The sequence below is a fragment of the Streptomyces sp. NPDC015032 genome (assembly GCF_043080425.1).
In the GTDB taxonomy this organism is placed as follows: Bacteria; Actinomycetota; Actinomycetes; order Streptomycetales; family Streptomycetaceae; genus Streptomyces.
The window spans coordinates 14,111-28,712 of record NZ_JBIBVN010000032.1 but is presented as its reverse complement, the minus strand read 5'-3'; the positions used below and the strand labels follow the sequence as shown (position 1 = coordinate 28,712).

Genomic DNA, 14,602 nt, shown 5'->3' with positions numbered 1-14,602 from the left:
CCGTCGGCCTGGCACGGCGGCCCTCTCCCCCGATCGCCGAGCGGCGCCCGCCGACGGCCCGGACGCATCAGTAGACCCGGAGACCTTGATGCTCAATCTCGCCGTCATGCTCGAGGACAGCGCCTCGGCCGTGCCCGACCGCGTTGCCGTCATCACGGGCGAACAGAAACTCAGCTACGCCCAACTGGACGCCGCGGCCAGTCAGATCGCCAACCTGCTGGTCGCCCGTGGCATCTCGCCGGGCGACAAAGTCGCGCTCTCCTGTCCGAACACGGCCCAGTTCCCGATCGCGTACTACGGCATCCTCAAGGCCGGCGCCGTCGTCGTGCCGCTCAACGTGCTGCTCAAGAGCCGCGAGATCGCCTACCACCTCGGCGACTCCGGTGCCCGGGCCTACCTCTGCCACGAAGGCTCCACTCAGCTGCCGGTTGGCCGCGAGGGCTGGGCAGGGTTCGAGGAGAGCGAGACGTGCGAACACTTCTTCCTCATCGCCGACGACCCGACCGGGCCGTCCCCGGCGCCCACTCCTGTCCCCGGGGCCGAACGCCTCTCCGGCGCGGCCGCCGGCCACAGCACACGGTTCGCCACCCGTGTCACCGAACCCGGTGACACCGCCGTCGTCCTGTACACCTCCGGGACGACCGGCCGGCCCAAGGGCGCGGAACTGACCCACGCCAACATGGCGCTCAACGCCCTGACCTGCCACAAGATCTTCGGCGAGGCCCCGCACGACGTGCACCTGGTCACCCTGCCGCTCTTCCACTCCTTCGGCCAGACCGTCCAGATGAACGCCGGCCTGGCCGCCCGCGCGACCCTCGTCCTGATGCCGCGCTTCGACGCCCGCGTCGCGCTCGACCTGATGCAGCGGCACGCGGTCACGTTCTTCGCCGGCGTTCCCACGATGTACTGGGCACTGCTCGGCCCGGACACCGCGGACCTCGACCTGCCCGCCGCCGCGAAGAGTCTGCGGATCGCCGTCTCGGGCGGCGCGGCGCTTCCGGTGGAGATCCACCGGCGGTTCCGCCGCACCTTCGAGGTGACGATCCGCGAGGCGTACGGACTCTCCGAGACAAGCCCTGTCGCCACCTGCACCCCGCTCGGGGCCGAAGCCAGACCCGGCTCGATCGGCACACCGGTGTGGGGTGTGGAGGTCGCCCTGCTCGCGCCCGACTGGACACCTGTCGGCCCCGGCGAGGTCGGCGAGATCGCCGTGCGCGGACACAACGTCATGAAGGGCTACCACCACCGCCCGGAAGCCACCGAGGAAGTGACCCGCGACGGCTGGTTCCGCACCGGCGACCTCGCCTCCTCCGACGAGGACGGGTGGCTCTACATCGTCGACCGCGCCAAGGACCTCATCATCCGGGGTGGTTACAACGTCTACCCCCGCGAGGTCGAAGAGATCCTGCACTCCCACCCGGCCGTCAGCACCGTCGCCGTCGTCGGAATACCCCATGACCGCCACGGAGAGGAGATCAAGGCGTTCGTCGTCCCCGTCCCTGGCGCCGACGTCACCGAGCAGGACCTCGTCGACTGGTCCCGATCGGCCATGGCCGGCTACAAGTACCCGCGCCTCGTGGAGTTCCGGGACGCCCTGCCCATGAACGCCACCGGCAAGATCCTCAAACGCGAGCTGCGTCAGGCCCATGCCGATCGCCGGCCGTCGACGAAGGGCACAAGCGCATGAGGCTGGAGGGCAAAGTCGCGGTGGTCACGGGGGCGGCGCAGGGCCTCGGCCGCACCATCGCCCTCACCCTGGCCCGCGAGGGCGCCGATCTCGTCGTCTGCGATATCCAGGACGCGAAGCTGGCATCCCTGGCCGAGGAGATCGGGAACCTGGACAGGAACTGCCTGCCCCTGCACTGTGACATCTCCTCCAGCCGACAAGTGGCGCAGATGTTCACGCAGGCGGGCGAGACCTTCGGCACTGTGCACATCCTCGTGAACAACGCAGCCAGGGTTCCCGACTCCCCGGCAGAGGAGAACCGGAGGAACAGGCACTATGCCCACGTGTCCACCGCGGTGCCCCGCCGCTCGCTCGGCATCACCAGCGAGCTCAGCGACACGGACTGGCTGAAATGGTGGGACGTCAACGTCCACGGGACGTTCTACTGCACCCGCGAAGCCCTGAAGTTCATGGAACCGCAGTGCTACGGCAGGATCATCAACATCACGTCGGTTGCTGGGACTTCGGCGGCAAGCACCCACAGCCCCGGTTACTCAGCCAGCAAAGCCGCCGTGGTCAGCCTCACGAAAACAGTCGCCCTCGACGTCGCCGGCGCCAACATCCACGTCAACGCCATCGCCTGCGGCGGTGTCCTGACCCCGCCCTTCGAGGAATACCTGGCCCGCTCCAGCGACGAACAGCGAGCCAGCCTCCACCAGATGATCCCGTTGGGCCGCCTGGGCCGGCCCGAAGAGTACGCCTCCCTCGCCCTCTACCTCGCCGGCGACGACCACTACCTCGTAGGCCAGATCATCAGCCCCAACGGGGGGCTCCTGATCTGACGTGCCTGGCACGGCGCCCGAGAAGGCCCGCCCGGCGGATTGCCGACTCCCTCCCGGATCCCACCCGACACCACGCAAGACCCCTTGGCGATACGCACCTGACCTCAGAAGCCCCCGGAGCGATGCACCCGCGTCCCCCGGATGTCCCCCCAGGGGCGATCCGTTGCTCTTCAGGTGGGCGTGGAAGCCGCGCGAGGTGACGCCCGGCCGCCGGCCCGTCATGGAGATCGCAGGTATCGACCAGCGGCTGATCTGCTGGCAGTCGACCCGGCGCCAGCAGATCGAGGACCGCGCCGGGTGCCGCCCCGGCGATCTCCGGCTTCGTCTCTGCCGCGCCCCGGGGACGATCGCGCTGCCGTGGGGTGCGCCGGGTGCCTCACCGGCGCCTTCTGGAAGGGTTGCCTGTGTTGTCTGTGTTGTCTGTGTTGTCTGTGTTGCCACGACCGGAACGCTACGTGGGCAGATCCCGACCGGTCTTGTACGTTCTTGCACGTTCGCGCTGATACGCGCCGGGTGGCACTCCCACGATCCGGGTGAAGTGACGGTTGAAATGCGGCTGATCGGTGAATCCGACGTCGACGGCCGCCACAGCGGGCGCCGTCCCCGCGTCGAGCATCCGGCGCGCGGCCCGCACGCGGGCATCGGTGAGCCAGGTGTGCGGCGGCATCCCGTACTGCTTCTTGAAGGCCCTCAGCAGCGCGAACGGGCTGGTTCCGAGCTCGGCGGCGAGCGCGTCCAGAGTGGGCGGCCGTGCCATCCGGCCCTCCAGTACCGCACGGGCCCGTACCGCGTCCCGCGCACCCGCCGAGCGGGGCTCGCGGAAGGGCAGCACGCTTCCGTACCTGCTGAGCAGCCGCGCGACCAGGACCCGCAGCACGGTGTCGGCGGCGAGTGCGCTGCCCTCCTCCGCGGCTCGGTGGACGTCGCCGATGAGCCGGGCCGCGTACGGGTCCACGACGCCGGTCTCGGTGAAACCGACCGTGCCGCGCAGACTCGTCGTCTCCGCCGCGATGTCGTTGACCACCTGCGCGGACGGGTACGGCGTGGCGTACACCCAGCCCTCGGGAACCCCTGCGCGGGCGGTGTGCGGCACCTCGGGATCGATCATGACGACATCGCCGGGGCCCGCGTGGACGGTGCCGCCCGGCAGTCCGACGTCCTCCACCCCGTGGGTGATGGTGCCGAAGACATACCCCTCGTGGCTGTGGCGCGGAAAGGTGTGACGCACGTACCGGGCACGCAGCAGATCGAGGTCGGGCAGCTCCGCGTACTGCCAGCGCCTCGCCCACTCCCCCGATCCCGCCTCCGGTACGGCCACCATGGACGAATTCTCGCAGCTCCCGGACGCGGTCGCCGACGGCCGTCACAGCCGTTGTCAGTGGCGGGGTGCACGATGGGGGACATGGCCGGCTCTGCGCTCGACTCGTTCTCCCCCGCGACCCGCGGCTGGTTCGCGGGGGCCTTCCGCGCGCCCACCGCCGCGCAGGAAGGCGCCTGGCGCGCGATCGGCGAGGGCTCGGACGTACTGGTCGTCGCGCCGACCGGCTCCGGCAAGACCCTGGCCGCGTTCCTCGCCGCACTGGACGGACTCGCGTCCGTCCCGCCGCCCGCCGAGCCGAAGAAGCGCTGCCGGGTGCTCTACGTCTCGCCCCTCAAGGCCCTCGCGGTCGACGTCGAACGCAACCTCCGCTCGCCCCTGACCGGCATCCGCCAGGAGTCGGTGCGTCTGGGACTCCCCGAGCCCGAGGTCCGGGTGGGCATCCGCTCCGGCGACACCCCGCCCGCCGAGCGCCGCTCGATGGCGACCCGGCCACCGGACATCCTGATCACCACACCCGAATCGCTGTTCCTGATGCTGACCTCGTCGGCCCGGGAGGCGCTGTCCGGCATCGAGACGGTGATTCTCGACGAAGTGCATGCCGTGGCGGGTACGAAGCGGGGCGCCCACCTCGCCGTATCGCTGGAGCGTCTCGACGAACTGCTGCCCCGGCCCGCACGACGGATCGGCCTGTCGGCGACGGTCCGGCCGGTCGACGAGGTGGCGCGCTTCCTCTCACCACGGCGGAAGGTGGAGATCGTCCAGCCGCCGTCCACCAAGCGGTTCGACCTGTCGGTGGTCGTGCCGGTCGAGGATCTGGGCGAGCTGGGCGGCTCCCCCGCCACCGACCCCGACCAGGCGGGCCAGGCGGACAAGCCGTCGATCTGGCCCCACGTCGAGGAGCGCATCGCCGATCTCATCCAGGAGCATCGCTCCACGATCGTCTTCGCCAACTCCCGCCGCCTCGCGGAGCGGCTGTGCAACCGCCTCAACGAGATCGCGTACGAGCGGGCCACCGGCACCGTGTTCGACGAGCACGCCACCGCCCCGGCGCTGCCGGAGGCGCACTCCCCGGCCGAGATCATGGCCCAGTCGGGCGCCGCGAAGGGCGCTCCCGCACTGCTCGCCCGCGCCCACCACGGCTCGGTCTCCAAGGAGCAGCGCGCCCAGGTCGAGGAGGACCTCAAGGCCGGGCGGCTGCCGGCCGTGGTCGCCACCTCCAGTCTGGAGCTGGGCATCGACATGGGGGCGGTCGACCTGGTGGTCCAGGTGGAGTCGCCGCCGTCGGTCGCTTCCGGGCTGCAACGGGTCGGCCGGGCCGGACACCAGGTCGGCGCGGTCTCCACCGGCGTGGTCTTCCCGAAGTACCGGGGCGATCTGGTGCAGGCTGCCGTGGTCACCGAGCGTATGCGCGAGGGCTCCATCGAGGCGCTCCGGATCCCGTCGAACCCCCTGGACGTGCTGGCCCAGCAGCTCGTCGCCATGGTCGCCCTGGACAGCTGGCAGGTGGATGACCTGCTGGCCGTGACGCGCCGCGCCGCCCCCTTCGCCTCCCTGCCCGAATCGGCGTTCACCGCCGTGCTGGACATGCTCGCCGGCCGCTATCCGTCCGACGCCTTCGCCGAACTGCGCCCGCGTGTGGTCTGGGACCGGGTGGCCGGTACGGTCACGGGCCGCCCCGGTGCCCAGCGGCTCGCCGTCACCTCCGGCGGGACAATCCCCGACCGCGGACTCTTCGGGGTCTTCCTCGCCGGCGCCGACCCCAGGAAGGGCGGCGGCCGGGTCGGTGAGCTGGACGAGGAGATGGTGTACGAGTCCAGGGTCGGCGACGTCTTCACGCTGGGCACCACGTCCTGGCGGATCGAGGACATCACCCGCGACCGGGTCCTGGTGTCGCCCGCCCCCGGGGTTCCGGGCCGGCTGCCGTTCTGGAAGGGCGACCAGCTGGGCCGCCCACTGGAGCTGGGGCGTGCGCTGGGTGCGTTCCTCCGCGAGATCGGCGGGCTGCCGCCGGAGGACGCCCGGGGGCGTCTGCTCGCCGCCGGACTCGACGCCTGGGCCGCCGACAACACCCTGTCGTACATCGACGAACAGCGCCGCGCCTGCGGTCATGTGCCGGACGACCGGACCATCCTCGTCGAACGATTCCGTGACGAACTGGGTGACTGGCGCGTCGTCATCCACTCCCCGTTCGGCGCGCAGGTACACGCCCCGTGGGCGCTGGCGCTGAACGCCCGCCTTGCCGAGCGGTACGGCATGGACGCCCAGGTGATGCATGCCGACGACGGCATAGTGCTGCGGCTGCCCGACGCCGACCTGCTGGGCCCGGACCTTCTGGACTTCGATCCGGCACAGGACCCCGCCCAGGATCCGACTCCGCTGCCGGGCCCCGTGCACGACGGCGAGCAACCACCCGTCGGCGCCGCGGATGTGACGTTCGACCAGGGCGAGATCAGTCGGATCGTCACCGAACAGGTGGGCGGTTCGGCCCTGTTCGCCTCCCGGTTCCGCGAGTGTGCGGCGCGTGCCCTGCTGCTGCCGCGGCGCAGCCCCGGCAAGCGCACCCCGCTCTGGCAGCAGCGTCAGCGCGCCGCACAACTGCTCCAGGTCGCTTCCGAGTTCGGTTCCTTCCCGATCGTCCTGGAAGCCGTCCGCGAGTGCCTTCAGGACGTCTTCGACGTACCCGGACTCACGGAACTCATGGGCGACCTCGAAGCACGCCGCGTCCGGCTGGTCGAGGTGACCACCCCCGAGCCCTCACCCTTCGCCCGCTCCCTCCTGTTCGGCTACGTCGCCCAGTTCCTCTACGAGGGCGATTCCCCCCTCGCCGAGCGGCGGGCCGCCGCCCTCTCCCTCGACTCCCACCTGCTGGCCGAGCTCCTCGGCCAGGCAGAACTGCGCGAGCTGCTCGACGCCGACGTCCTGACCGAGCTGGAGCAGGAGCTCCAGTGGCTGACCGAGGACCGCCGGATCAAGGACATCGAAGGGGTCGCCGATCTTCTTCGGGTCCTCGGCCCGCTCACCGACCGGGAGTTGGCCGCACGCGGCGCCCAGCCGCCATGGGCTCCCGAGCTTTCCGCCGCCCGCCGCGCCATCCGGGTACGGATCGGCGGAGCCGACCACTGGGCTGCGATCGAGGACGCGGGACGGCTGCGCGACGCCCTGGGCACCGCCCTTCCGGTCGGTGTCCCCGAGGCGTTCACCGAACCGGTGAAGGACCCCCTCGGCGACCTCCTCGCCCGATACGCCCGTACGCACGGCCCGTTCACCTCCGCCGAGGCCGCCGGCCGGCTCGGCCTGGGCACCGCCGTCACGGACGGCGCGCTGCAACGGCTCTCCGCCGCCGGCCGGCTCGTCCAGGGCGAGTTCCACCCCGCCGGCATCGGCCAGGAGTGGTGCGACGCCACCGTGCTGCGCCGGCTGCGCCGCCGCTCCCTCGCCGCGCTCCGCCACGAGCTGGAACCGGTGCCGCCCGCCGCCCTCGCCGGATTCCTTCCCCAGTGGCAGCACATGGGCCACAACAGCCTGCGCGGAATCGACGGACTGGCCCGCGCCATCGAGCAGTTGCAGGGCGCTCCCGTCCCGGCGTCGGCCCTGGAGAAGCTGATCCTGCCGGGCCGGGTCACGGGCTACACCCCGGCGCTGCTGGACGAGCTGACGACCACCGGAGAGGTCGTCTGGGCCGGTGCCGGTGCCCTGCCCGGCAAGGACGGCTGGCTGTCCCTCTACCTCGCCGACAGCGCACCCCTGCTCCTCCCGCCCCCGCACCCGCTCGAACTCAGCGCGTTGCACCAATCCGTCCTGACGACCCTGAGCGGCGGATACGGACTGTTCTTCCGGCAGATCGCCGACCAGGTCCGCGCCACCACGCATCCGGACTGCACCGATCCGCAACTGGCCGATGCCGTCTGGGACCTGGCCTGGTCGGGCCGGCTCACCAACGACACACTCGCCCCGCTGCGTTCTCTTCTCGGCTCCGGGCGCACGGCAGGGTCGACCGCCCACCGCGCCAGGCGGAGCATCCCGCGCGGGCGTTACGGCTCGCTCACCGCCGCCGGACCCGCGTCCCGCACCGGCCCGCCCACCGTCTCGGGCCGCTGGTCCCTGCTTCCAACCGCCGAACCCGAGCCCACGCACCGCGCGCACGCCCTGGCGCGTATCCTTCTCGATCGCCACGGCGTGGTGACCCGCGGTGCGGTCCAGGCGGAGGGCGTCGAGGGCGGCTTCTCCGCCGCGTACCGCGTCCTCTCCGCCTTCGAGGACAACGGACAGGCGCGGCGCGGCTATGTCGTGGAGGGCCTGGGAGCGGCGCAGTTCGCGATGGACGGCGCCGTCGACCGGCTGCGTGCCACGGCCACCGCCCGTGACCGTGCGGAACCGGGCGCCGTGCCCCATGCTCTGGTCCTCGCCGCGGCGGACCCGGCCAACGCCTACGGCGCGGCACTGCCCTGGCCCGAGCCGCCGGACGGCGCCGCTCACAAGCCGGGCCGCAAGGCCGGCGCCCTGGTGGTGCTGGTCGACGGCGAGCTGGCGATGTACATGGAGCGCGGCGGCAGAACACTGCTGGCCTGGCCCCCCGACCCGGAGGACCCGGCACTCCTCGCGGCAGCCGGGGCACTGGCGGCAGCCGCCCGCGCGGGAGCACTGGGCACGGTCACGGTGGAGCGCACCAACGGCGCCTCGTCCCTGACCTCCCCACTCGGCCGCACGCTGGAGGCGGCCGGATTCCTGGCCACCCCGCGGGGACTCCGCCTACGCGCCTGAACCACCGTCCCGTCCTGCCCGTCGCACACCACAGCGCTCGCGCCCGGCATCCCGCCCGCACGGAGCGCCTGTACCGGTCACAGCGCCCGCACGGAGCGCCTGTACCGATCACAGCGCTCGCGCGACACACAAGGCTCACCGCACGCCGTCCCTGCCCAGCACGTCAGCCTCACTCCCCGCTCGACCCCGCATCATGGAGGCATGCCCGAAGGAGACACCGTCCTGCAGACCGCCGGACGTCTGCACAGCGCGCTCGCCGGCCGGGTCCTCACCCGCTCCGACCTGCGCGTCCCCCGGTTCGCCACCGCCGACCTCACCGGCCGGGCGGTCCTGGACGTCGTCTCGCGCGGCAAGCATCTCCTCACCCGTATCGAGGGGGACCTGACACTGCACAGCCATCTGGGGATGGACGGCGCCTGGCGCGTCTACGCCCCGGGCGAGCGCTGGCGCGGCGGCCCCGCCCACCAGATCCGTGCGGTCCTCGCCAACCCGGAGCACACGGCCGTCGGCTACCGGCTCCCCGTCCTCGAACTCCTTCGCACCCGGGACGAGGAGCAGGCGGTCGGCCATCTCGGCCCCGACCTGCTGGGCCCCGGCTGGAACCCCGACACCGCTCTGCGCAATCTGCTCAGCGACCCAGCCCGCCCCCTCGGCGAAGCCCTCCTGGACCAGCGCAACCTGGCCGGAATCGGCAACATCTACAAGGCCGAGCTCTGCTTCCTCGCCCGTGCCACCCCCTGGCTTCCCGTCGGCGACCTGGCTCCCTCCACCGCGGCGCGTCTTGTCACCACGGCCAAGCAGCTTCTCGAAGCCAACCGCGACCGCCCGGTGCGCACGACCACCGGCACCGCGGCCCGCGGATACGGCACGCACGAACGGCTCTGGGTCTACGGCAGGACCAACCGCCCCTGCCTGCGCTGCGGCACGCCCATCCGCACAGCGGACCAGGACGCCCGTCCCACCTACTGGTGTCCGCGCTGCCAATCGGGCCCACACGCTGGTTGACGACCCGTCAGTTCCAGCCGTACCGTCCCGTCATGCCCCTCACCGCGTACGACCTCACGGGCCGCTCCGCGTTCATCACCGGCGCGGCAGGCGGCATCGGCCGCGCAAGCGCCGTCCTCCTCGCGGCGGCGGGCGCCACCGTGCACTGTGCGGACCTCGACGAGAACGGCCTGCGGGAGACCCGGGACCTGATCACCGAAGCGGGCGGTACCTCCCATGTCCACATCCTCGATGTCACCGACCGCGGTCGGCTCAGGACCGCGGTGGCCGCCGCGGGCGACCTCGACATCCTGGCCGCCGTCGCCGGAATCATGCATACGAGCAGCGTCCTGGAGACCACGGACGACGATCTCGACCGCGTCCTCTCGGTCAATTTCAAGGGCGTGCTGTACGCCTGCCAGGAAGTGGCCCGCGGCATGATTGCGCGCGGCGCGCCCGGCTCACTGATCACCATGGCCTCCGGAGCGGTCGACGCCGCGAACCCGGGGCTGCTCTGCTACAGCGCGGCCAAGGCCGCGGTCGTCCAGCTGACGAAAACCCTCGCGGCCGAGCTGGGACCTCGATCCATTCGCGTCAACGCCATCGCCCCGGGCTGGATCCGTACTCCCATGACCGCCCGCCACGACACCGAACAGCAACACCGGGCGGAGGCCACGATGGTGCGGATGTCCCCGCTCGGCCGGGTCGGCGAACCCGAGGACGTCGCCCACACCGTGCTCCATCTCGCATCCGATGCCTCGGCCTTCATGACCGGCCAGATCCTCCGCCCGAATGGCGGCGTAGCCATGCCGTGGTAGTTCGCCGGACCCGGCCGACACACGGCAGCCCCACATCCGACCACCACTGCCCCACGCGCCGCACCACGCCCTCCGACCACCGGGCCGCAAGCCGCGCCCCGACACCGGATCCCCACCCCCAGAGACCACTTCCAGCCCCGCCGGCCCCCACATCCGCGTCGATATCCGTGCCCCTCGCCCCCGTCGACCCAGCGGTCGCGGCCACATGCACGGGCAGCAGGCTCAGCCCCCATCCACCCGCCGCCACCGCACCCTCGACCAGCCCCGCATGGGCCGGTTCCAGCACGAGCCGCAGCACGGCCCACCACCACACCCCGCCGAGAACGAGCGCCGGCACCCATCGCCGTACCATGGCTGCCTCCTCCGGCCGAACCTAGTCCGGCGCGCTCGCCCGGCGGGAGGGCGCAATGGTGCACCACCGGCGCGCGGTGCGCAGCCGCAGACCGTTGTGCGCTCTTCGCCCGGGAGATCCGGGCTTGCTCCGGATCACGGCTCCATCTGAGTCGGAGACGCCCCGGCGCTCCGGTACAGGCCGGTGCGGCCCGCATCAGGCCGCATCGAGACACTTCAGGCTGTTGTCGGGCCACGTCGGACCGTGCCGGTCCACTCGTGTTCCTCCTGGTTGGTGCCTCCTACTCGCAGTCTCGCCCAGACACTCCCGGGCCGCATCCAGAACGGACCGCGCCCCTCCGCAGCAGTGCTCGGGGGCATACGAAAACCCCGGTGACCCGCTGAGGGGCCAACCGGGGTTCCGCTTCACACCGGACCGCGCGGGTCAGGCGGCGACCACATCCACCGCTTCCGCGGGCGCCTTGATGGTCACCCGTCCCGTCGGCACACCTGCCACCGACGTCACGGAGACGGAATTGAGCATGGGGCGTACCGGCACTGGCACCGGCTCGCCGGCTGCTGCCGACTCGGCCAGTTCGGCCAACGACAGCTCATCGCTCACTTCACGCATGAGCTCGGACATCCGTACGTCAAGCGCGTCGCAAATGGCGGAGAGCAGTTCGGAGGATGCCTCCTTCTGCCCCCGCTCCACCTCGGAGAGATAGCCGAGCGAGACTCGGGCGGACGAGGAGACTTCGCGCAGAGTACGGCCTTGGCGCTGGCGCTGCCGACGCAGCACGTCACCAAGCAGGCGACGGAGCAGAATCATCGGTGGCTCCCTCCTCGGACCGCGTAGCCGCATCCTTCACGCCCTACCGTACCGCCTTGCGCCGCGGCCGTGCGGGGAGCGATGTCGTGTTCACTCAGGGCTGCAAACATCAATTCCCCCCGTTCTGTTCCGTATCCTGTGCCCTTGCATTCTTGCCGAGTTCGGCGGAGAGCAAGGCGAGCACGCTCCGTACGCTCTCTCTACGGATGTCCGCACGCCCGCCGTTCAATCGCAACGCGGTCACATTCTCCGCGCCGTCCGGCCCCGCCACCGCGACATAGACCGTGCCGACGGGCTTGCCGTCCTGGGGATCCGGGCCGGCGACTCCCGTGGTGGCCATACCCCAGTCCGCCCCGAGAGCGCGACGCGCACCTGCCGCCATCTGCCGCGCCACCTCGGGATCGACCGCACCGCGGGCCGCCAGCAGTGCGCCGTCCACACCCAGCAGTTCCCGCTTCAAGGGCGTTGCGTAAGCCGTCACGGACCCGAGGAAGGAACGCGAGGCACCTGGTACGGACGTCAGCTCCGCGGCGACCAGACCGCCGGTCAGCGATTCGGCGACGGCAAGAGTCTCACCACGCTCCGCGAGCAGCTCCAGCACCCGGGCCGCGGCGGTCACCGCTCGGCCTCCGTCGAGCCCTGGCCACCCGAGTCCCCCAAAACGGGCCCTACGCCCTCGGCAGCCCCCAACGCCTCAGCCCCCTCATTCCCCTCAGGCACCCCGGAGGCCACCGCCGTGGCGGCACTCTCCGCCGCGAGTCCTTTGCGCCGCAGCACGACGGCCTGGCGCACGTAGTCGAGCCCGGTGACGACCGTCAGCACAACGGCCACCGCCATCACCCAGAAGCGCAGGGTGGCGAGTGGACCCGTCAGCGCCAGGACATACATCCCGACGGCCGTTCCCTGCGCCAGCGTCTTCATCTTCCCGCCGCGACTGGCCGGAATCACCGCATGCCGTATCACCCAGAACCGCATCAGGGTGATGCCGATCTCGCGGAAGAGGATCACGCCCGTGACCCACCAGGGCAGATCACCCAGATAGGACAGGCAGATCAGCGCCGCCCCCATGATCGCCTTGTCCGCGATCGGGTCGGCGATCTTCCCGAAGTCGGTGACCAGGTTGTACGTGCGCGCGAGATGACCGTCGAACAGGTCGGTGATCATGGCGACGGCGAACGCCGCCCAGGCGAACGACCGCCAGACCGGGTCGTACCCGCCGTTGTAGAGCAGCAACAGCACGAAGCCGGGCACCAGCACCAGTCGCAGCATGGTGAGCAGATTGGCGATGTTCCACAGACTGGCCTGGTTGACGGCCGCAGTGCCCAGCTTGCCGCCGCGGACCGGCGTCGCGCCGGATCCGCCTGCCGCGGATGCCGGGACTCCCGTCATCTGGCCGCCTCCACGAATTCGGAACACTCGGCCACCAGGTCCACTCCCTCGGTGCCCACCACCTTCGCCTCGACCATACGGCCGGGCGCGAGGCCCTCGCGTGCGGTGAAGAGCACCTGGCCGTCCGTCTCGGGGGCCTGGTGCGCCGCGCGTCCCACCGCTCGCGGCTCGTCCTCGGTGGAGTCGACGGACTCGACCAGTACCTGAAGGGTCTCCCCGAGCCGCTCCTCCGCACGCTGCGAGGTCAGCTCCTCGGCCAGCTGGGAGATGTGCGCGAGCCGCTCGGCGATGACGTCGGCGTCCAGCTTGTTCTCGTAGCCGACCGCCTCGGTGCCCTCCTCGTCGGAGTAGCCGAAGACGCCGATGGCATCGAGCCGGGCACCGGTGAGGAAGCGTTCCAGCTCCGCCAGATCGGCCTCTGTCTCGCCGGGGAAGCCCACAATGAAGTTGGAGCGGGCACCGGCCTGCGGCGCCTTGCCGCGGATGGTGTCCAGGAGCTCCAGGAATCGGTCGGTGTCACCGAAGCGGCGCATGGCCCGCAGCACGCCGGGGGCCGAGTGCTGGAAGGACAGGTCGAAGTACGGGGCGACCTTCGGGGTCGAGGTCAGTACGTCGATGAGGCCCGGCCGCATCTCCGCGGGCTGCAGATAGCTGACCCGGATCCGCTCGATCCCCTCGACATCGGCGAGCTCCGGCAGCAGCGTCTCCAGCAGCCTGATGTCACCGAGGTCCTTGCCGTACGAGGTGTTGTTCTCGGAGACCAGCATGACTTCCTTCACGCCCTGCTCCGCCAGCCAGCGGGTCTCCCCCAGCACGTCCGAGGGGCGCCGCGAGATGAAGGAACCGCGGAAGGACGGGATGGCGCAGAAGGAGCAGCGGCGGTCGCATCCGGAGGCGAGCTTCACCGAGGCGACGGGGCTGGTGCCGAGCCGCCGGCGCAGCGGCGCACGCGGCCCGGAGACCGGTGCGACTCCTTCGGGGAGGTCCTCGGGGGCCGGGACCGCTGCGGCCTCCTGTGCGTGCCCCGGCAGGGCCACGGCGGCGTCCTGCCGCTGTGCCGGGCTGATCGGCAGGAGCTTACGGCGGTCGCGCGGGGTGTGCGAGGCGTGGATGCCGCCGTTGAGGATGGTCTGGAGGCGGTCGGAGATGTCGGCGTAGTCGTCGAATCCGAGGACGCCGTCCGCCTCGGGCAGGGCCTCGGCGAGGTCCTTGCCGTAGCGCTCGGCCATGCAGCCGACGGCGACCACGGCCTGCGTTCTGCCGTGGTCCTTCAGATCATTGGCTTCGAGCAGGGCGTCGACGGAGTCCTTCTTGGCGGCCTCGACGAATCCACAGGTGTTGACTACGGCGACATCCGCGTCGGAGGCGTCCTCGACGAGATCCCAGCCGTCCGCTGCCAAGCGGCCTGCGAGCTCCTCCGAGTCCACCTCGTTACGGGCGCAGCCAAGAGTGACAAGGGCGACGGTACGGCGTTCGGGCATGGGCTCAAGACTACTTTGTCCCGCCACCCGCCCTGCCGTGCAGGGTTCCGTCGTTACACCCAGTAACAAGGGCGGCGGGGGGGCCGGCCGTAATTCCGACCGCCCCCCCCCGGCCGGGGAGGCGTCGAAAAACAAGCGGGGCCCGGGGCCCCCCCCCCCCCCAACCCCCCGGTGTTCGAAA

General features: G+C 71.3%; 10 protein-coding genes. 5 read left to right on the top strand and 5 right to left on the bottom strand.

What is annotated here, in order from left to right; translation table 11 throughout:
- Positions 1–88 precede the first annotated feature (88 nt).
- Complete coding sequence (locus ACF08M_RS31725; RefSeq protein WP_392188711.1) at positions 89–1,687, top strand: long-chain fatty acid--CoA ligase; 1,599 nt, start codon at positions 89–91, stop codon at positions 1,685–1,687.
- The gene (locus ACF08M_RS31720) at positions 1,684–2,508 is read left to right on the top strand and encodes an SDR family NAD(P)-dependent oxidoreductase (protein ID WP_392188710.1); all 825 of its coding nucleotides are present in this window, start codon (positions 1,684–1,686) and stop codon (positions 2,506–2,508) included. Before ACF08M_RS31725 ends, ACF08M_RS31720 begins: the two co-directional genes overlap by 4 nt.
- 451 nt (positions 2,509–2,959) lie before the next feature.
- On the opposite strand, the gene ACF08M_RS31715 is transcribed toward ACF08M_RS31720, so the two are convergent.
- Positions 2,960–3,829 (bottom strand): AraC family ligand binding domain-containing protein, encoded by an 870-nt coding sequence (locus ACF08M_RS31715; RefSeq protein ID WP_392188709.1) that lies wholly within the window; start codon positions 3,827–3,829, stop codon positions 2,960–2,962.
- Between the two features lie 81 nt (positions 3,830–3,910).
- Between ACF08M_RS31715 and ACF08M_RS31710 the strand changes: the two genes are divergently transcribed.
- The 3 genes from ACF08M_RS31710 (at position 3,911) to ACF08M_RS31700 (ending at position 10,392) form a co-directional block, all read left to right on the top strand.
- Complete coding sequence (locus tag ACF08M_RS31710) at positions 3,911–8,590, top strand: DEAD/DEAH box helicase (protein ID WP_392188708.1); 4,680 nt, start codon at positions 3,911–3,913, stop codon at positions 8,588–8,590.
- 201 nt (positions 8,591–8,791) lie between these two features.
- Positions 8,792–9,595 carry a DNA-formamidopyrimidine glycosylase family protein gene (locus ACF08M_RS31705; protein WP_392188707.1) on the top strand — a complete coding sequence of 268 codons (804 nt, stop codon included), beginning with the start codon at positions 8,792–8,794 and terminating at the stop codon, positions 9,593–9,595.
- A 32-nt stretch (positions 9,596–9,627) separates the two neighbouring features.
- On the top strand, positions 9,628–10,392 hold the full coding sequence (locus tag ACF08M_RS31700; RefSeq protein ID WP_392188706.1) for an SDR family NAD(P)-dependent oxidoreductase: 765 nt from the start codon (positions 9,628–9,630) through the stop codon (positions 10,390–10,392).
- Between the two features lie 775 nt (positions 10,393–11,167).
- On the opposite strand, the gene ACF08M_RS31695 is transcribed toward ACF08M_RS31700, so the two are convergent.
- From ACF08M_RS31695 to rimO, 4 genes are all read right to left on the bottom strand, one after another.
- On the bottom strand, positions 11,168–11,551 hold the full coding sequence (locus tag ACF08M_RS31695) for a helix-turn-helix domain-containing protein (RefSeq protein ID WP_392188705.1): 384 nt from the start codon (positions 11,549–11,551) through the stop codon (positions 11,168–11,170).
- A 109-nt stretch (positions 11,552–11,660) separates the two neighbouring features.
- Entirely contained in the window at positions 11,661–12,170 is a 510-nt protein-coding gene (locus ACF08M_RS31690; protein ID WP_392188704.1) for a CinA family protein, read from the bottom strand.
- Complete coding sequence (gene pgsA, locus ACF08M_RS31685; protein WP_392188703.1) at positions 12,167–12,940, bottom strand: CDP-diacylglycerol--glycerol-3-phosphate 3-phosphatidyltransferase; 774 nt, start codon at positions 12,938–12,940, stop codon at positions 12,167–12,169. The genes ACF08M_RS31690 and pgsA overlap by 4 nt, the downstream gene beginning before the upstream one ends.
- On the bottom strand, positions 12,937–14,421 hold the full coding sequence (rimO, locus tag ACF08M_RS31680) for a 30S ribosomal protein S12 methylthiotransferase RimO (RefSeq protein ID WP_392188702.1): 1,485 nt from the start codon (positions 14,419–14,421) through the stop codon (positions 12,937–12,939). The genes pgsA and rimO overlap by 4 nt, the downstream gene beginning before the upstream one ends.
- Positions 14,422–14,602: the final 181 nt, after the last annotated feature.